The organism is Winogradskyella bathintestinalis (assembly GCF_030407435.1).
GTDB lineage: Bacteria > Bacteroidota > Bacteroidia > Flavobacteriales > Flavobacteriaceae > Winogradskyella > Winogradskyella bathintestinalis.
This window is the reverse complement of record NZ_JASDDK010000001.1, coordinates 243,461-261,698: the sequence shown is the minus strand read 5'-3', so window position 1 is coordinate 261,698 and position 18,238 is coordinate 243,461. Positions and strand designations below refer to the sequence as shown.

Sequence of the window (18,238 nt, the reverse complement as noted above, 5' to 3'; positions counted from 1 at the left end):
GAGTTATCAACAGTTTATGAACATAAAATTGTTTTTAGTCGTCAAATACAAGCACTTTATCGATGAATAATTAGGAGATGTCAAAAATACGGCTATATTTGTACTTTTAAAAATACACTCAAATGGCTTAAACGTATTTTGTTTTGAGCTAAGATATTCTAGAAATTTAGGTGTATAGATAACGTGCCAAATTTTAAATTTGGTATAAATTTTAGGTTTCCCCTAAAACAAGTTAATAATCCATTCCCCTCCCCTCACAAAGCGTAGTATTTAGAACTACAAATATTGATGTTAACTAATTTTAACCCTAATTTAATACTTATGAAAACCCTAAAAATTACTTTTGCTTTAGCTACATTATTATTATTAACTGTATCTGGCGTGCAATCTGAACCCAATTTATTTTTAGAAAAGGCTGAAATCAGTCAGCCAACTAAAATAGACTTATTAGCACACGGAAAAAAAACAAAACTTAAACCACCTACACAAGGTTAATTTTGTTTATAATAAAAGTATCGGAGCTCATAACTTGGTTATGGGCTTTGTTTTTTTTATAATCAAAAAGGAAGTTTACAATTGTTCAATAAAAAAAATCTAACTTTGGTTTTATAACATAGTATTTTTTTTGACCAGTAGATTAATTTTATTTTTCATTTGTCTTTCTTTTGTAAATCAACTTCACGGGCAATCTAATAGGTTATTATTAGACTCACTTGATAGTTTAAGAGAGTTGTCTAAAGATGCAAGCTTGTCTAGTAATTCTAGACTTAGTTATTCTATAAAAGCAAGTACCATAGCTTCAGAAATGGGAATTGATTCGCTTGTTCTTAGAGCGAATAGAGATTTGAGTTTTAACTATTTAATAAATGGCGATTTTGATAATTTCAAAAACGTGAGTCTCAAAAATTTAAATCTAGCACAAAAACTTAGAGATTCTTCTGCTATCGCATATACCAACAAAAATTTAGGTTGGTATTACTATGAAATTAGTGAGGACAATACAGCCGCTTATCAACATTTTATTAAAGCTTTAGATTATTTTAGTATCAAGGCCATGTTAAAACAAAAGGCTGAAGTATTGTTTAGTATTGCTGCTATTCAAGATCAAGAAAAAGATTACTTAGGAAGTGAACAAAATGCTATAGAGGCTTTAAGGTTATATAATAAACTAAATTATAGAGATATACTTAGCGACAGGTACCGCGTTACTAACCATTTAGGTAAGGTTTCTTATAAACTTGAAAATTATGATAAATCAATTGATTATCACAACCAAGCAATTAATTTAACGAAAAAAATTGATGATAGCCGAAATTTATATTTAGAATCACTTCATAATTTGGCGCTACCCTACAGAGCTAAACATAATTATGATAAAGCTTTAGGGATTTACAATGAACTTAGTGGAGTCACTAGTTTAAAAGAAGAGGACATAATGTTTTATGCATTAATATTAGGCAATTATGCTTTTACTAAATTTTTAGAAGGCAATTATGAGTATGAGAATTTAGAAAAAGACTTTAAAAGGGCACTAAAAATTGCTGACAGCATAGATGATTCTTATACAAAATTGGCTATTTCAATAGATTTGGCGAAGTTCTATAAAACGAATGCAAAACGTGATTCAGCTTTAGTTTACGCCAAAGAAAGTTATAAAATTTCTGGCGCTATTCCAATTAACGAGCTCTATTTAGAGTCGATGTTATTATTAGCTGATTTAACAAAAGGTAACTTGAGTAAAAAATACTTAGAGAAGCACATACTATTGAGTGATAGTTTGCTAAAAAATGAGCGAAAGGTTAGAAATAAATTCGCCAGAATAGCTTACGAAACCGATCAACTAGAGGCTAAGAACAAGCAAATTTCAAAAGAAAATTTATATTTATTAATTCTATCCATTGGTTTACTTCTCACTGTGATTTTGGTCTATGTTATAATTTCTCAGCGCGCAAAAAATAGAAAGTTAGCGTTAGTACAGACACAACAGAAAGCAAATGAAGATATTTATAACTTAATGTTAGGGCAACAAGATAAAGTTGATGAAGCAAGAGCCAAAGAGAAAATTCGAGTTTCTAAAGAGTTGCACGATGGTGTTTTAGGTGCATTGTTCGGTGTGCGGTTAAGTTTAGATAGCATCAATTTTAATGAAGGAAAAGAAGCCATGATGACTAGGGCAAAATATATTAGTCAACTTCAAACTATAGAACAAGAGATACGTAAAATTTCTCATGAGTTAAATACCGATTTTGTAGCGGGTTCTGGATTTATAGATATAATTGAAGAGCTTATTGAGATGCAAACTGTAGCATATAATCTAAATTATGAGTTTAATTCTACAGATGATATTAGTTGGGATTTAGTATCTAATAAAATAAAGATTAATATTTATAGAATTATACAAGAATGTATGCAAAACATCTATAAACATGCTAATGCTAAAATTATAGAGATTAGTATTTCTTTGAAAAAAAACTTAATTTGCTTAGATATTATAGACGATGGGGATGGCTTTGATATCTCCAAAAAGAAAAAGGGTATTGGCTTAAAAAACATCAAATCTCGTGTTGAAGATATAGACGGACAAATTGATTTTATCTCAAAGTCTACCCATGGTACAAAAGTGAGTGTTACGATTCCCTACATAAATCAATCTAAATGAACCATATTAAAATCTTAATGGTAGATGACCACCCCATTATTATTGAGGGTTATCAAAACGTATTACTAGCCACCAAACAAGACGATCAAAGCTTGCAAATTGATACGGCACATAATTGTGATGAAGCCGTTGCAATGATTGAGCAAGCCTCAAAGAAATATCCTTATCACCTCTGTTTTTTTGATATTAGTTTGCCGGCTTCTGAGGATGGAAAATATGCCTCTGGCGAAGATTTAGCCTTGTTAGCAAAAAAATTGATGCCTAGAACTAAGATTGTAATTCTTACCATGTTTAACGAAACCTTTAGAATTCATAATATTATTAAAGAAATTGATCCTCAAGGGTTTCTTATTAAAAGTGATTTAACCTCCATGGAATTAGCAGACGGCTTTCAGCAAATACTGAAATCTCCTCCATATTACAGTAGTACGGTTAATAATTATTTAAAGAAAACAGTGTCTAGTGATATTTATGTAGATGATATCAATCGTAAGATTCTACATTTATTGGCACAAGGTATAAGAACTAAAAGTCTAAATGAATATATAGGCATTTCAACCAGTGGTATTGAAAAACGAAAAAAACAGTTAAAAATTTTGTTTTCAGTAGAGGATGGTAAAGACGAAACACTATTAAAAAAGGCTAAGAATAAAGGCTATCTGTAAGAGCGCAGTTATAATCGGTATCTTTTTCGATCTAATAGTGCGCTTCTACGCACTATAGAACAAGGAAACTACGGTTTTTCCGCAGTAAGTCTGCGGTTTTTCCACAGCAAAAAGTTAAAAGACTAACATATATTTGTATCGTCAACAAGAATTAATTAATCCCAATTTTAAATCGTTGTTGAATTAATAGCAAGAAAATTAACCTAGTAACAATCTTAGTTACTAGGTTTTTTCTTTTATCTGCGCAGCCGAAACTCAGTATTATTTCAAAATATCATCTCGACATAAAAAATGCATAAACACTATTTATAACTAAAAAATTAGTTCAAACTAAAAAATTAGTTATATTTGTAGTGTGATTTCTTAGTATTAATAAAAAGAATTTTATTTAAAATAAATGCAATTTTCAAATCAGTTCAGTATATAATGAAACAATTAACCAAAGCAGAAGAAGAGATAATGCAAGCCTTATGGCAGCTAAAAAAAGCCAACGTTAAATCGATTATCAATATCCTTCCTGAGCCTAAACCAGCATATAATACGGTATCGACTATAGTTAGAATTTTGGAAAGCAAAGGTTTTGTGGATTACGAAAAACAAGGTAAAGGTCATGTCTATTATCCGTTAGTCGCTAAGGAATCTTATAGTAATCAATCTATCAATAAATTAGTAGATAATTATTTTCAAGGCTCTTTTAAAAGTATGGTGTCATTTTTTGTGCAGAAGAATGATGTGGATGCAAAGGACATTGAAATCCTATTGGATGAAATCCATAAGAACAAACCGCAGTAGTTTTTTATTTTTAAAATTAGTCCTCTACAATATTAATAAAGTGCAACGAGACCATTAAAAAAATTAAATATTAACGAATTAATTAATTATGCTGTATTCTATCTTTCAAATAATGGTTTTTCAAGCATTGTTTTTATTGGTTTACGATTTGTTTCTTAAGCGCGAAACCTTTTTTAATTGCAATAGAGCGTATTTAATGATCACGTCAATTCTATCTGTGGTGTTGCCATTTGTTAAATTTCCAGAACTTAAAACTATGGCCACAAAGGATATGGTCATTCATTTGCCAGAAGTTTTTATTGGCACCAAAACACCGTCAATTAGCGACATTCAAATTGCCGAACAAGCAGGTATAATTTTAGAACAACCACAAACCCCAATTTGGCAGATTATTATAGTTACAGGAATTGCCATTGCCACACTAATTTTTCTAATTAAAATTGCTGGGTTGTATTATACTAAACATAAAAACCCAAAGCGTTGGCAAGGGAATGTGCTTGTTATTAGCTTAATAAAAAGTAGCGCTGCCTATTCGTTTTTTAATATGATTTTTTTAGGTGAGCGCATTTCTGAAACCGCAAAACCAACCATCTATAAACACGAATTGGTACATATAAAAGAATATCACACCATCGATTTATTGGTTTTCGAATTGCTCAGAATAGTGTTCTGGTTTAATCCTATGGTTTATCTTTTTCAAAATAGAATCAAAGAGTTACATGAATATGTTGCCGATGCCAAAGCTTCAAAACAAAGTGGAAAAGCAGATTATTATACAAGTTTACTCAATCAGGTTTTAGATGTTAATCAGGTGTCTATTACCAACACATTTTTCAAAAAATCATTAATCAAAAAACGAATTGCTATGTTACAGAAATCAAAATCAAAACAGCTTAATCTCATAAAATACGCCTTATTAATTCCTATGGTGTTTGGGATGTTAATTTATACGTCAACAGATATTAGAGCGCTACAAAAGGTAGACTCACAAGATACCTTTATTGATCAAGAATTGACGGATGCCGAATTAATCAAAAAGTACTATAATAAAATGGTTACCATGAAAAAAAATGGAGCGACATTTTTTCAAATCTCTGATTATGCTGGGATTAATACATATGACCCTGGTAAGTATTTGCTTTCTAGAACAGAGTTCTTAAAGTTGAAAGCTCATGGACAATTAATTTCCGACGGTATAATTCAAAGAAAATCGGAAGAAGGTTCACCTATTCAGAAAGATATTAATACTGTAAGTTTAACGCAATTAGATAAATTTGAAAATTATGATGATTTTAAAGCCTTCAAAAGCACAAAAGCTGAAAAAGAACGATGGGAATCCAATACGCAAGACGGTGTTTTAAAACTATATGTTGAAGACGTTGGAAACAAAACGCCTGAAGAAACGAAGCGATTTAATGCTTTAATAAAACAGTTAGAGAACGATGATTCTGAGAAACTTGTTATATCTAGTAATAGTTCAACCATAATTATAGATTCACCAAATACTCAAAATCGAGAAATTCATATTCTTAAAAACGAAGTGCAACGTGTAGAAGTACCATTCTCTGTAGTAGAAAAAACACCTACTACCATAGAATGTAAAGATTTAGAAAGTAATAAAGATCGAAAAAATTGTTTCATTACGTTCGTTCACAAACATATTGGCAAAAATTTTAATGTGGCTGTTGGGGATAGTTTAAGCCCAGGTAGAAAACGAATTTTTGTGCAATTTAAAATTGATACCGATGGAACTGTTAAAGACATTAAAGCAAGAGGTCCAAGTCCAGAGTTAGAAGTAGAAGCCAGACGCGTTGTCGCTACGTTACCTAAATTTATACCAGGAAAGCAAAAAGGAAAATTGGTTGTTGTGCCGTTTTCTGTGCCAATCGTATTTGAAGTTAAAGGTGATAAGATTGAAAATAGAGTTTCAGATCAAAAATACCACGTAAACTTAGAGAAACGAGAAGAAACAGAATTAGAACCAAACCTAACTGATATTCCGTACAGTAAAGTCGAAGTCACGCCAATTTATCCAGATTGTAATTCAGTGAAATCGGAAATTGAAAGAAAGGATTGTACCGTTCAAGCAATTAATAAATTTGTAGGCAAAAACTTTAATATCGAGATAGGAAAATCATTAGGGTTACCATCAAAAAAGACACGAATTTTCACAAGTTTTTTAATTGATAAACATGGTGAGGTCACACATATCTCTGCGAGAGGACCGCACCCAAAGTTAGAGGAAGAGGCGGTTAGAGTTCTGAAATTATTACCTCAATTTATACCAGGGGAACAGGACGGCAAAGCTGTAAATGTGCAATATGCCATGCCAATAGTATTTGAATTTTAAGACACTAAGAAGAAGTAATTCTAATTAAACATGAAATTATTTTTATGGTTTGTATGTCTCACTTTTGCGGTGGGTTTAAGCGCACAAAACACTAACGAAAAAGCAGATAGTTTTTATGCTAATGGTCAATTTTCCAAAGCGATTGAAACCTATAAATCTTTAGAGAATTTAGATGACGTCTATGTTAAAATTGCCAAAGCTTACTTAGCTTTGGGCAACTATGGTAAAGCTATAAATAACTACGAGGAAGCCGTAAAAACCGATAGTGAAAACGTATTAATAAAATACGAATATGCTAAACTGTTAACCAGAACCAACAAGTATAACGAAGCCAACCAATTGTTTACTAACTTAATTGAGTTAGATAGTTTAAACCCTAGTTATTATTACGAGTTGGGTTTAGTTTTAGAAAAGCAAAAAGACACTTCGGCCTTTCAACAATTTGAGAATACTTTTAACTTAGATCACACCCATCAAAAAGCGATTTTTAAAATCGCCAAACAGCATCTAATGAAGCGAAATTTTTTGGACGCCCATAGCTTTATTGATCGGGGATTGGACAGTTATGAAGATAATATAGAGCTGATTAGTTTAAAAGCACAAACCTATTATCATCAAGAGCATTACACACATGCCATAGTGTGGTTTAATAAATTGCTCGAATTAGGTGAAAAATCGGAGTTTATACATGAAAAGTTAAGTATTAGTTATGCTCAAAATTCAGATTATATTGAGGCTATTAATCATAGAAAACAAGCTTTAAGATATAATCCGTATGATGCCAATGCCATGTATGTGGTAGGTGTATATTACGAACACCTCAATAATTTTAAGCAAGCCGAAAACTATATAACAAAGGCATTACAATTGAAAGATCAATCGCTATCGGAAGAATATGAAACATTAGGAACTATTTATAATCGGCAAAAGAAATATGAAAAAGCTATTAATGCTTTTCAAAAATCATTAAAAGAAGATCCTTCTAACATAACGTCAGAATTTTTTATGCTCAGAACGAAAGATGAATTTTATGCCAATGTCAACCATAAAATTAAGTTGTATGAAAATTTTGTAGAAAGACATGCAAAAAGCTATTTCACCGGGTTCGCTCAAAGACGACTAAAAGAATTAAAAGAAGAAAAGTTCTTAAACGAGAATTAAAATTCAAAGTTATAAATGGCATCCAAAACATTTTCTTTAATCTATTATTAAAAGCACAGTAGACTAATGTCTTTTTTCTTTAAAATATTTGTACTTTTCGGTTTTCAGAATTCTATAAATGAACCGATTAGTTTTTCTTTTAATCTTACTTCTAGTGACGTCGTGTAACTATTTTGAAAAGAAGAAAGTTTATCCTGAAGATTTGCTTGAGGAAGAACTTCAAACTTTCAATTGGAACGACGTGGATACTTATCCAACTTTTACAAGTTGCGATACATTAACTGAAAAAAAAGATAGAAAAGTCTGTTTTCAAAATACTATTGTAACGAATGTAAATCATTTTTTAGCCGCACAAAATTTTGTGGTTTCCAACGATATTAATGACACCATTAGACTAAAAATTAGAATTAATAATACTGGTATTTTAGAAGTAGAATCTATAAAAATTCATCCTGAAACCCTATTAGAAATACCTGAAATAGATAGTTTATTACGTGAGAGTTTAAAAAATGTTCCCAAAATATACCCAGCAATTAAGAGAGGTCAGCAGGTAACAACAGCTTTTGAGTTGCCAGTAATTGTTAGAATTAATTAAAAGGTTTCTTACATTTATTCTCAAACTAAGTATTTATAGGCAAAGTTTATTTGATGTGGTAATAGTTGCCAGTCTACTGAAGTTCATAGTTATTCCCAAGTAATACTATTTCTTAAAAGTTCTACCCTTCCATTCGTGCGATTTAAAAAAAGATAGAAAAGCGACATAAACGTTAAAAAAAGGATAGATAAAACTCGAAAAAAGATAAGATACTAAAAGGTTTTCCTGTTTGAAAAAACGAGAAGTTTTAAAAAGAAGTAAAAAATCTATACAGAATTTAATCACGAATAAAGCAATTGCTATTTTTATAGAAATAAATTGAAAACCCACCGCAGGGATCAATCCTAAACACATTAAGTTTCCTAAAAAAACTACTAAACCAATCGTTTTTGCAAACCTATTATTGTAATACTTTGTTTTTGACGCCCAGCGCAGACGCTGCTGAACTAATTCATCCATATTTTGAGACGGAGCGGTCGTTACAATAGCTTGTCTAGATTTTAAATAGTGGACTTTTGTAGCATTTTGATTTAAGAATTTCTCAAGTAATAACACATCATCTCCACTGGAAATAGTGTCATTACCAACAAAACCGTTGACAGCATTAAATTCAGATTTTCGATAAGCGAAATTCGCACCGTTACACATAAAGGGTTTCTTAATCCCAAATCCGCCAATTGTTGCTCCTTGTAGACTTAAAAAATCTAAAGTTTGAAAACGATTAAAAAACGAGGTCTTACCAAGATAGGTTACCGGTGCAGCGATGCAATTTGGTTGATTGATTTGAATGCATTCGTCAAACGCATCTAGCCAATATTTGGGTAAAATACAGTCGGCATCAGTTGTAATAATCCAACTATAATTTGAGTTTTTTATGGCAGTGGTTATCGCATCTTTTTTTGGTGAACCCGAGGTTCTTGTGTTTTGAATAATCCTAATGTTATTAATTGCAGCGTTATTTTTCTTAGTACCACTGTTGAGAAACTTTTTAATAATTGAAACTGAATTATCTTCGGAGTCATCATCTACCAAAATCACTTCAAACATCGTTTTAGGATAATTTAAATTTACAATAGCTTCCAATAATACTGGAAGGTTTGTAGCCTCATTTCTAAAGGGAATAATGACAGAAAATTTTGACTTAGCTTGTAAATCTTGTAGTTTAAATTCTTCGACTTTATCAATGCCAAAAACTAGTAAGCCTATAAATATCAGATAAAAAATAAAAATAAAAGTGAACAGTGCTGTCAGCATTTTTCTGTGGTTTTTTTGAGGTTAAAATTAAGTACAAAATAACTTCCAAAAAGGCTCGGAATCACAAAATTGAGCAACCACATTAGCGTTGTAATAGATAAAATTGTAAGCTCATGAATAGTAATATAACTAAATAAAAATACCGCAATACTTCCTTTTACAACCACATCGAAAATTGAAATAGATGGTAAAACAGAAGCCATTAAATACGTGCTCGAAATAATTACCATGGCATCAAAATAATTTAAAGAAGCACCAAACACCTTTAATAAATAATAAAACTGAAACGAAAAAATAAGATACCGAATTAAGGATAAAGTCAGGTTAGTACAATGTGTTTTAGAAGGTAATTTTTTTATAAATTTTAAAATTCGGCTCAACGAAAATCCTTTCAATTTAAAGCGTTTTTGTTTTATTCCAAACCAAGAAATTAAGCCAATTATAAGAACAATGCTCCCAATTATAAAGACGTTATGAAGATGGATATTAGTTGGGTAATATTTTATAAAAAACACAAACCCAATAATGCCAAAAAATGTTGTTATTGTCATTTGTGCTACATTCCCTAAAAGGTTTAACAATACTATTTTTCCTCGAAGTGATTTTTTGTAATAAATGGCTTTGGCGCCATAATCTCCAATACGATTAGGTGTGATTAAGGATACTGTGAGTCCACCTAAACTTTGTTCTAAAGCTGATTTAAACGAGATGTTTGTGATAGCATTTACTAAATATTGCCATTTTAAAATTTCAAAAAACCAATTAATAGTGCTTAAAAAGAGTAATATAACGATGTTTTTAATTGAAAACGTGTTGTTTTCTATTAATAAAGATACAAATTGACTTAAACTTAAACGTTCATTTTCCTCGAGTTTAGCGTAAATAAAATAAAATGCACCAACTACAATACTCAACTTAATAAGTACTACAAAGAATTGTTTAGTTTTGTAATGTATATTGACATTCATGCTTAGAACTCATTGAAACCGTGTAAATGAGTTCTGCAAATAAAACCAAAAACTTAGAAATGCAATACAATTTTAAACAATACCTTTACTTTTTATGTGTGCTTTTATTCACGTTTAAAAGTGAAGCCCAATTTAAAGACACAGCTAAATGGAAAGCTCTTTTTGCGGTTGGTGTAAATTATCCAACTACAGATGGTTTTGTAAAAGGCTCTTATGCGCAATCAATGAATTTTCCAACGGTAAATTTGGGCATTCAACACATGCTAAAACAACACTATGGTGTAAAATTAGATTTTGGTTTTAATCGTTTTAAAAATTCAGACGAAACACCAGAATTTAAAATCAACTATTCAAGAATTAATGCACAATTTGTATATGATCCTTCTACATCTTTAACATTCCTACCTGCGCGCTTAAGAACCGTTCTCCACGCGGGGCCAGGATTAACGTTTGCAAAACCTTTAAGTACATTAAAGGAAAACAAACAATCCTACCTAAATTTACTTGGTGGACTAGAAATTCACTATGCGATTAACGAAAAAGTTTCTATTTATGCCGATACGGCATATATATATGGAATAACATCTTTAGATGATTATAATCCTGCTTTAAGTGGTTTAGGCGCATTTAATGGTAGTGTTTTTAATCTTACTTTTGGGGTAGCAATTTCTTTAAGTGGTTGCCAATATTGCGATTAACCAATGAGATACCCATTTGCATGGGTAATAAATATGAGCAAAGAAAAAATTATTTTAGGCATAGATCCTGGTACAACGATTATGGGTTTTGGACTCATAAAAATTGTGGGCAAAAAAATGGAATTTGTGCAACTCAACGAGCTCATGTTAAAAAAGTACGATGACCATTACCTAAAGCTCAAACTTATTTTTGAGCGTACCGTAGAACTTATTGACACTTACCACCCCGATGAAATTGCCATTGAAGCACCATTTTACGGTAAAAATGTTCAAAGTATGTTAAAATTAGGGCGAGCTCAAGGTGTGGCTATGGCAGCAGGTTTGTCTCGCGAAGTTCCAATTACGGAATACGCACCTAAGAAAATTAAAATGGCAATAACAGGAAATGGAAATGCGAGTAAAGAACAAGTCGCCAAAATGTTGCAAAGCATGTTGGGTCTTAGAGAATTACCGAAAAACTTAGATTCCATGGATGGTTTGGCAGCTGCGGTTTGTCATTTTTATAATGAAGGTAGAGTTGAGGTAGGTAAGAGTTACTCGGGTTGGTCGGCATTTGTTAAGCAGAATGAGGGTCGCGTTAAAAAGTAATTGTTGTTATTTCTACGAAGGCTGGTAACTAATTATTTTATAAAAATTATTTTCTACCTCTGTATTATTTTACATTTGTTAGATACTACAATAAGTCAAAACGAAAAAACTAAATGGCTGGCATCTACATTCACATACCATTCTGCAAACAGGCCTGTCATTATTGCGACTTTCATTTTTCGACTTCTTTAAAGAAGAAAGAGGATCTTGTTAAGGCATTGGCAAAAGAACTAGAACTCCGTAAAGCTGAATTTGAGAATACACCTGTGGAAACCATTTATTTTGGTGGTGGAACACCAAGTGTATTAACCAATGAAGAATTACAATTTTTAATTGATTCGGTATATAAACATTATCAAGTTTCAGAGTCTCCAGAAATTACACTTGAAGCTAATCCTGATGATTTATCATCTGAACGTATCCAAGCCTTATCAACAACCCCAATAAACCGCTTGTCTATTGGTATTCAGTCTTTCTTTGAACCTGACTTGAAACTCATGAACCGTGCGCACAACGCAAAAGAAGCTAAAGACTGCTTAGAGGAAGCTACTAAGCACTTCGATAATATTTCACTCGATTTAATTTATGGAATTCCCGGCGCTTCAAACGATCAATGGTTAGCAAATATTGAAACCGCATTAAGCTTTAATGTGTCCCATATTTCTAGTTATGCCTTAACCGTTGAGCCTAAAACGGCTTTGGCATCATTCATTGAAAAAGGCCAAATTGATAATGTCGATGATGAGCAATCGCATGCACAATTTCATATATTAAAAGAAAAATTAGAAGCTTCAGGATTTGTGCATTATGAATTGTCTAATTTTGGAAAAGACGGTTATTTTAGTAAGAACAATTCAGCGTATTGGCAGGGGAAATCGTATTTAGGTATTGGGCCTTCAGCACATTCTTTTAATGGAACGGAACGTGGTTGGAATGTAAAAAATAATTCAAAATATATTAAGGCGATAGAAGAAAATAAGTTACCCATAGAACTAGAAACCTTAACGCAAACCGACCAATACAATGAATATATAATGACCGGCTTACGAACCATTTGGGGAGTGTCTATCAAAAAAGTGGAAAACGATTATGGTCTAAAATTCAAGAATTATTTAATAGCGCAATCGGAATTTTTTATAAAGCAACAGTTATTGTATATTGAAGATACACATTTACGTGTGACTAAAAAGGGCCAATTTTTATGTGATGGGATTGCGAGTGAACTGTTTATGCTGAACTAGTTCTAGTATCTATTATTTATGAGACGTTAGAATTAAAATGATCACGATTTTCCATATTTTTGAACACAAAATAACATTAAAGTTCCTGAAATACTGAATGAAATTCAGTGCCCATAACTTCAGCATATACTATGATAGCAACAATACAATATAAGTCAAGAAAACTAAAAATAGATCTTACACAACCTTTAGATATCTCAATACCGATAAAAGGCGGTGATTCTAATGTTAATGCTTGGTACATCGATCCGCCAAAAATTGAACCAGAAGAGTTTGATGGGGAACATGTTAGTGTTTCGGAAGGCGCGGTTGTAAATTTTAATACCATTACGTTCAATCCACATTCACATGGTACACATACTGAAACGGTTGGGCATATTATAAAAGAAAAGCATTCAATCCACAAGCGTCTTAAGCAATTTTTCTTTTTAGCAGAAGTGATAAGTGTAGCTCCAGAAAAATTTATGGATGATCATGTTATTTCTGCAAAACAATTACAATTCGCCATAGGGAATAAAAAGAGAGATGCTCTTATCGTGAGGACAATGCCAAACATGAAGGATAAGAAATCTAAACACTACTCCCATTCAAATTGGACTTATTTTACGGAAGACGCTATTAAATTATTGATTAAGAAAGGAATTAAACATCTACTTATTGATATGCCAAGTGTTGATAGAGAAGAAGATGGTGGTGAGCTTAAAGCGCACAAAGCATTTTGGAATGTTGGAGGTAAATTAAGAACAGATGCGACTATAACGGAACTCATATATGTCCCTAATAAAGTTGAGGATGGTATGTATATGCTTGATCTTCATATTGCACCGTTTGAAAATGATGCCAGTCCAAGCAAACCAATTTTGTATAAAATTTTAGATTAACGTTTGTGGTTTCTGTTAAAATTCAGCAGTATTATAAACTAAGGATTTATATCTCTAGTTTGCAGTTGAAAGTGTTGGATGGGCCACTTTTGGCACCAATTATTAAAGCCCCATTTTTTAAACTTCAATCGATCGTATTTTTGGTAATACGTCTAAACGTTGGGATGGTTTCAAAAAATATGAATTTCATAAAAATGGGAAATTTAAAATTTTATTAATAAATTCAAATCGTGTTGCGGTGTTTTGAGATGCTACTGTCTAACTATTAAAATCAAAAGATGGAAACCTTTTTTATTATTATCATAAGTATTTTGGTTACGTTGGGTTTGGTTACCATTTATAAACAATGGAAAACCAAAAAAGTGACAAAGGAGCAATCGATTCTCATTTTAGAAAAAATAAGACGTGTCTGTAAATTAGTATCAGTAGAAGGTGATTTTGCTGAAATTTACCATTATGAAGACGTTAAAGAGAAATTTTTAAAATTAATTTCTAGTCGAAAAAAAGCATTGGTAGTAATCAATGCTAAAGCACATGTTGGTTTCGATTTAGGAAAGGTGCAAATGTCTTCAAATGCCAAAACGAAAACGGTCTATTTAACTCATTTCCCTCAGCCAGAAGTGTTATCTATTGAGAGCGATATAAATTATTATGACAAACGCGATGACATGTTTAATAGGTTTGCGGCTGCAGATTTAACTGACTTGCACGCCAAGGCTAAAGCACATATTAGAGATAAAATTCCAGAGAGTGGTTTATATAATATAGCCAAACAAGAGGCGCTAGATGTCATTCTTCTTATTGAAAATTTGGTGGAAACTATTGGATGGACTTTAGATTATACCACTTTAAAGATTGATGAGGATGAAACAAAAAATTTGTTGAAATAAGTTAGTACACTATAATAGTGGATAATTAAATTAAAATTTGAAAATCATTTAGCTGCTGTAGAAAATGAGATGAATATAGAGCAATACAGAGATTACTGCATAAATAAAAGGGCCGTCACAGAACATTTTCCGTTCAATGAAGATACCTTGGTATTTAAGGTTTTAGGAAAAATGTTTGCGTTAACCTCCTTACAACGATGGGAAAATGGAGAAGGTTTTATCAATTTAAAATGCGATCCAGACTATGCACAAGAACTAAGAGCCAAATTCGAAAGTATAAAACCAGGCTACCACATGCATAAGCAGCAATGGAACAGCGTCTATATTCATACTAGGGAACTTTCTTTACCTCTTATTATGAAACTTATTGATCATTCTTATAATATGGTCGTAGCTGGTTTACCTAAAAAATTACGAAATACTCTTCACGACTATTAATTGAAATCTTTTCAAAGTAACATATCGTAGTATTCGTCGCTTTCAAATGTTCATTCGTCGAAAAAGCCAATTTTCAGTTGAAATAATTTTTAATTTTGGGTATAACTGATTCATTAACTCTTGGAGTTTAAAAAGCTTTTTAACGTGTGCATTACGCAAACGTGTAAAGTTATTGAATCTGTATAATGGTTTAATAATTATGTGAGTCACATTGTTTTGAAATTGGTTTTTTTATCCTTTTCATTAGCATCATTTAATGATAAATCGAGTATAACTCATCTAAAGAAACAATCTATACCTTATTAATTTATAGCTGCTGTCCGTTTGTCGATAGTGGCATTTTAACGTATTTTTAACACGGTTTAACGCCTTTTGCCACATTGTAAATAAAGAGGTTTTACCATTCGTCGATAGTAAATAACAATCCAACGTTTGTTAAACACACTCAATCGAAATAATAAACAAAAGGTGAGTTTTCTAACTAGTTTTGCTTTAGATACATAAATACAATTAACTATGAGCACCCTCAATGTTTTACTGATAGAAGACGATATGATAGAAGTGATGAAACTAAATAGAGCAGTTTCGTCTTTGAAACTTCAACATAATATCGTAGAAGCAAATAATGGTGAAGAAGCTTTGAAGATTTTAGAGAATAAAGATAAACTTCCAGATGTTATTTTGTTAGACTTGAATATGCCGAAAATAAATGGTATTGAGTTTCTAAAAATTTTAAAGAGTGATGATCGTTTAAAATACATTCCAACAATAATTTTAACCACTTCTAGCAATAAGCGTGATTTATTAGAATGCTTTGAAATAGGAATAGCCGGATACGTATTAAAACCACTAAAATATGAAGATTATGTTTTTAAAATTGAAAAATTATTAGCATATTGGAGCATCAATGAGTTAATAACTGCATAATGAAAGGCATAATATTTACAGAGTTTTTAGATTTAGTAGAAGAGAAGTTCGGTTTAGGTATGGTTGATGAAATTATTAACCAATCTCAATTAGAATCTAATGGTGTTTACACTTCGGTTGGGACCTATGAATTTTCTGAAATGCTTCAATTAATATCTCACTTAAGTGAAAACACAAGCATTTCTGTAGATGATTTATTACTAGTGTATTCAGAGCACCTTTTTAAGGCTTTAATAAAATCGCACCCCAATTTAGTTGAGCATTACAAAGATCCAATGCATTTGTTAGCTTCTATAGAAAATCATATTCATGTGGAAGTTCAAAAAATTTACCCAGAGGCGCAACTACCTACTTTTTTGTTAGAAGAACGAACCGATACAAAACTGGTACTGGTCTACAAATCTGAAAAAGCATTGTATATGTTGGGTAAAGGTTTAATGTTAGAAACGTTTAAGCTGTTTAAAACCTCTGCGGAAATTAATTTTGAAAAATTAAATGAAGCAGGTACAGAAGTGAGATTCATTATAGAAAAGAAATAATGGCTAACGAGGATATAGAAGTCTATAAACGAGCCTTGAAAAGGGAAAAAGCAGCTAGAAAGGCAGCCGAAGAAATATTGGAGCAAAAATCTACAGAGCTATATGATATGGCTCAAGAATTAAAAGCGACAAATTCAAAACTTCAAAAAACTATAAAAGAACAGAACACCGAACTTCAAGGTGTTTTTGAGAATATTATTGATGCTTATATTGTAATGGATTTGTGGGGTAATGTTCTAAAAATGAACGAAGCTGCAATAACCTTATTGGGTTACGATTACCAAAACAATGATTTCAATTTGTTTGCTATTGCAGATAAAGAAGAGGTAGATAATGTTATGAGCACTTTTGAAGCACTTATATCAGAAGGTTCTGTTACTGATTTTAAATTGAAGCTAAATACCAAAAATGGGACTCAAATTATTGCGCAAGTTAACGCGAGTTTAATATTTGATGAAAACAATAAGCCAATTGCAGCCCAAGGTATCATTAGAGATGTGACGTTCGAAAATAAATACAGGCAAGCCATAGAAACCGAAAAGCAGAAATACAGTCGCATTATTGCCAATATGCATTTAGGTTTAATAGAGCTAGATAAGGAAGAAAGAATAATGATGGCCAATCAGAGCTTCTGTGCAATGACAGGCTATACAGAAGAAGAACTTATCGGCAAAGTAGGCAAAGAATTATTGCCTGCAGAAGTCGATAAGGATTTAGTGCACGAAAAAACGGTAGAACGTAGAAGTGGTAAAAGTAATGCCTATGAAGCGCGCGTAAGAAATAAGAAAGGCGAACTGAGATATTGGCTTATTAGTGGGGCACCTAATTATAATTACAATGGTGAAATAATAGGATCTATTGGAATTAGTTTTGATATCACGGATATTAAAAATCTGCAACTTCAAAAGGAAGATTTACTCAGTAAATTAGAGAAAAGTAATAATGAGTTGCATGAATATGCGCACATCGTTTCTCACGATTTAAAATCCCCTTTACGAAGTATCAATGCTTTAGTGACTTGGCTAAAAGAGGACAATAAAGACAAACTAGACGAAGTGAGTTTGCAAAATTTTGCACACATTGAAACTACGCTAGAGAAAATGGAACAATTAATTACCGATATTTTAGAGTACTCTAGTATTGGTTCTGATGGTAAGGAAAAAAGAGCTGTAAATCTTAATGAGATCATTAGCGATTTAGTAAAAATTCTCTACGTTCCAGAGCATGTAAATATTAAGATACCTAAGAAACTACCAACCGTTAGAGGTGATGGAACTAAATTGCAACAATTGTTTCAAAATCTCATTAGTAATGCTGTTAAATTTATCGATAAACCCGAAGGTTTAATTGTTATTAACGTCAAAGAATTAACAAGTTATTTCGAGTTTTCTATTACCGATAATGGTATTGGTATAGATGAAAAATATCACGATAAAATATTTAAGATTTTCCATTCGTTAAATAAAAGGAAAGATTCAACGGGTATTGGCTTATCTATTGTTAAAAAGATAGTGGATTTGCATGAAGGGCATATCTGGTTAGAAAGTAAACCAGATATTGGTACAACGTTCTATTTTACGATAAAAAAATAA

18 protein-coding genes are annotated in these 18,238 nt (G+C 31.7%); 16 read left to right on the top strand and 2 right to left on the bottom strand.

Going from position 1 to position 18,238, the window contains the following annotated elements; all coding sequences use genetic code 11:
- Positions 1 to 321 precede the first annotated feature (321 nt).
- The 7 genes from QMA06_RS00945 to QMA06_RS00915 all read left to right on the top strand — a co-directional run bounded on the left by QMA06_RS00945 (position 322) and on the right by QMA06_RS00915 (position 8,222).
- A complete protein-coding gene (locus QMA06_RS00945; RefSeq protein WP_290205011.1) occupies positions 322 to 495 on the top strand; it encodes a hypothetical protein in 174 nt (57 codons plus the stop codon).
- Positions 496 to 748: 253 nt separating this feature from the next.
- Complete coding sequence (locus tag QMA06_RS00940) at positions 749 to 2,659, top strand: tetratricopeptide repeat-containing sensor histidine kinase (protein WP_290205010.1); 1,911 nt, start codon at positions 749 to 751, stop codon at positions 2,657 to 2,659.
- Complete coding sequence (locus QMA06_RS00935; protein ID WP_290205009.1) at positions 2,656 to 3,324, top strand: response regulator; 669 nt, start codon at positions 2,656 to 2,658, stop codon at positions 3,322 to 3,324. Before QMA06_RS00940 ends, QMA06_RS00935 begins: the two co-directional genes overlap by 4 nt.
- 426 nt (positions 3,325 to 3,750) lie before the next feature.
- Positions 3,751 to 4,116, top strand: coding sequence for a BlaI/MecI/CopY family transcriptional regulator (locus tag QMA06_RS00930; protein ID WP_290205008.1), 366 nt, complete (start codon positions 3,751 to 3,753; stop codon positions 4,114 to 4,116).
- An 88-nt stretch (positions 4,117 to 4,204) separates the two neighbouring features.
- A complete protein-coding gene (locus tag QMA06_RS00925) occupies positions 4,205 to 6,466 on the top strand; it encodes a M56 family metallopeptidase (RefSeq protein ID WP_290205007.1) in 2,262 nt (753 codons plus the stop codon).
- A 30-nt stretch (positions 6,467 to 6,496) separates the two neighbouring features.
- A complete protein-coding gene (locus QMA06_RS00920; RefSeq protein ID WP_290205006.1) occupies positions 6,497 to 7,627 on the top strand; it encodes a tetratricopeptide repeat protein in 1,131 nt (376 codons plus the stop codon).
- Positions 7,628 to 7,781: 154 nt separating this feature from the next.
- The gene (locus QMA06_RS00915) at positions 7,782 to 8,222 is read left to right on the top strand and encodes a hypothetical protein (RefSeq protein WP_290205005.1); all 441 of its coding nucleotides are present in this window, start codon (positions 7,782 to 7,784) and stop codon (positions 8,220 to 8,222) included.
- A gap of 105 nt (positions 8,223 to 8,327) precedes the next feature.
- Here QMA06_RS00915 and QMA06_RS00910 read toward each other — a convergent pair whose 3' ends face one another.
- Both QMA06_RS00910 and QMA06_RS00905 read right to left on the bottom strand, forming a co-directional pair.
- Positions 8,328 to 9,476, bottom strand: a complete 1,149-nt coding sequence (locus tag QMA06_RS00910) for a glycosyltransferase family 2 protein (RefSeq protein WP_290205004.1) — start codon at positions 9,474 to 9,476, stop codon at positions 8,328 to 8,330.
- Complete coding sequence (locus QMA06_RS00905; RefSeq protein WP_290205003.1) at positions 9,470 to 10,444, bottom strand: lysylphosphatidylglycerol synthase domain-containing protein; 975 nt, start codon at positions 10,442 to 10,444, stop codon at positions 9,470 to 9,472. The genes QMA06_RS00910 and QMA06_RS00905 overlap by 7 nt, the downstream gene beginning before the upstream one ends.
- Before the next feature lie 26 nt (positions 10,445 to 10,470).
- Here QMA06_RS00905 and QMA06_RS00900 point away from each other — a divergent pair, with 26 nt between their 5' ends.
- The 9 genes from QMA06_RS00900 to QMA06_RS00860 all read left to right on the top strand — a co-directional run bounded on the left by QMA06_RS00900 (position 10,471) and on the right by QMA06_RS00860 (position 18,238).
- Positions 10,471 to 11,142 (top strand): cell envelope biogenesis protein OmpA, encoded by a 672-nt coding sequence (locus QMA06_RS00900; RefSeq protein WP_290205002.1) that lies wholly within the window; start codon positions 10,471 to 10,473, stop codon positions 11,140 to 11,142.
- A gap of 33 nt (positions 11,143 to 11,175) precedes the next feature.
- The gene (gene ruvC, locus QMA06_RS00895; RefSeq protein ID WP_290205001.1) at positions 11,176 to 11,730 is read left to right on the top strand and encodes a crossover junction endodeoxyribonuclease RuvC; all 555 of its coding nucleotides are present in this window, start codon (positions 11,176 to 11,178) and stop codon (positions 11,728 to 11,730) included.
- 113 nt (positions 11,731 to 11,843) lie between these two features.
- The gene (gene hemW, locus QMA06_RS00890; RefSeq protein WP_290205000.1) at positions 11,844 to 12,971 is read left to right on the top strand and encodes a radical SAM family heme chaperone HemW; all 1,128 of its coding nucleotides are present in this window, start codon (positions 11,844 to 11,846) and stop codon (positions 12,969 to 12,971) included.
- Between the two features lie 131 nt (positions 12,972 to 13,102).
- Positions 13,103 to 13,852: a cyclase family protein gene (locus QMA06_RS00885; protein ID WP_290204999.1), complete on the top strand. Its 750-nt coding sequence runs from the start codon at positions 13,103 to 13,105 to the stop codon at positions 13,850 to 13,852.
- Between the two features lie 278 nt (positions 13,853 to 14,130).
- Positions 14,131 to 14,742 (top strand): DUF4230 domain-containing protein, encoded by a 612-nt coding sequence (locus tag QMA06_RS00880; RefSeq protein ID WP_290204998.1) that lies wholly within the window; start codon positions 14,131 to 14,133, stop codon positions 14,740 to 14,742.
- A gap of 69 nt (positions 14,743 to 14,811) precedes the next feature.
- Positions 14,812 to 15,180 (top strand): MmcQ/YjbR family DNA-binding protein, encoded by a 369-nt coding sequence (locus tag QMA06_RS00875; RefSeq protein WP_290204997.1) that lies wholly within the window; start codon positions 14,812 to 14,814, stop codon positions 15,178 to 15,180.
- Positions 15,181 to 15,696: 516 nt separating this feature from the next.
- A complete protein-coding gene (locus QMA06_RS00870; RefSeq protein WP_290204996.1) occupies positions 15,697 to 16,107 on the top strand; it encodes a response regulator in 411 nt (136 codons plus the stop codon).
- Positions 16,107 to 16,646, top strand: coding sequence for a heme NO-binding domain-containing protein (locus tag QMA06_RS00865; RefSeq protein ID WP_290204995.1), 540 nt, complete (start codon positions 16,107 to 16,109; stop codon positions 16,644 to 16,646). Before QMA06_RS00870 ends, QMA06_RS00865 begins: the two co-directional genes overlap by 1 nt.
- Positions 16,646 to 18,238, top strand: a complete 1,593-nt coding sequence (locus QMA06_RS00860; RefSeq protein WP_290204994.1) for a sensor histidine kinase — start codon at positions 16,646 to 16,648, stop codon at positions 18,236 to 18,238. Before QMA06_RS00865 ends, QMA06_RS00860 begins: the two co-directional genes overlap by 1 nt.

Excerpts from the sequence above, each read along its gene's own strand:
- hemW (WP_290205000.1), top strand. The coding sequence starts at position 11,844 with ATGGCTGGCATCTACATTCACATACCATTCTGCAAACAGGCCTGTCAT.
- QMA06_RS00905 (WP_290205003.1), bottom strand. The coding sequence starts at position 10,444 with ATGAATGTCAATATACATTACAAAACTAAACAATTCTTTGTAGTACTT.
- QMA06_RS00860 (WP_290204994.1), top strand. The coding sequence starts at position 16,646 with ATGGCTAACGAGGATATAGAAGTCTATAAACGAGCCTTGAAAAGGGAA.
- QMA06_RS00865 (WP_290204995.1), top strand. The coding sequence starts at position 16,107 with ATGAAAGGCATAATATTTACAGAGTTTTTAGATTTAGTAGAAGAGAAG.
- QMA06_RS00870 (WP_290204996.1), top strand. The coding sequence starts at position 15,697 with ATGAGCACCCTCAATGTTTTACTGATAGAAGACGATATGATAGAAGTG.
- QMA06_RS00935 (WP_290205009.1), top strand. The coding sequence starts at position 2,656 with ATGAACCATATTAAAATCTTAATGGTAGATGACCACCCCATTATTATT.
- QMA06_RS00925 (WP_290205007.1), top strand. The coding sequence starts at position 4,205 with ATGCTGTATTCTATCTTTCAAATAATGGTTTTTCAAGCATTGTTTTTA.
- QMA06_RS00900 (WP_290205002.1), top strand. The coding sequence starts at position 10,471 with ATGAGTTCTGCAAATAAAACCAAAAACTTAGAAATGCAATACAATTTT.
- QMA06_RS00930 (WP_290205008.1), top strand. The coding sequence starts at position 3,751 with ATGAAACAATTAACCAAAGCAGAAGAAGAGATAATGCAAGCCTTATGG.
- QMA06_RS00880 (WP_290204998.1), top strand. The coding sequence starts at position 14,131 with ATGGAAACCTTTTTTATTATTATCATAAGTATTTTGGTTACGTTGGGT.
- ruvC (WP_290205001.1), top strand. The coding sequence starts at position 11,176 with ATGAGCAAAGAAAAAATTATTTTAGGCATAGATCCTGGTACAACGATT.
- QMA06_RS00910 (WP_290205004.1), bottom strand. The coding sequence starts at position 9,476 with ATGCTGACAGCACTGTTCACTTTTATTTTTATTTTTTATCTGATATTT.
- QMA06_RS00885 (WP_290204999.1), top strand. The coding sequence starts at position 13,103 with ATGATAGCAACAATACAATATAAGTCAAGAAAACTAAAAATAGATCTT.
- QMA06_RS00945 (WP_290205011.1), top strand. The coding sequence starts at position 322 with ATGAAAACCCTAAAAATTACTTTTGCTTTAGCTACATTATTATTATTA.
- QMA06_RS00875 (WP_290204997.1), top strand. The coding sequence starts at position 14,812 with ATGAATATAGAGCAATACAGAGATTACTGCATAAATAAAAGGGCCGTC.
- QMA06_RS00920 (WP_290205006.1), top strand. The coding sequence starts at position 6,497 with ATGAAATTATTTTTATGGTTTGTATGTCTCACTTTTGCGGTGGGTTTA.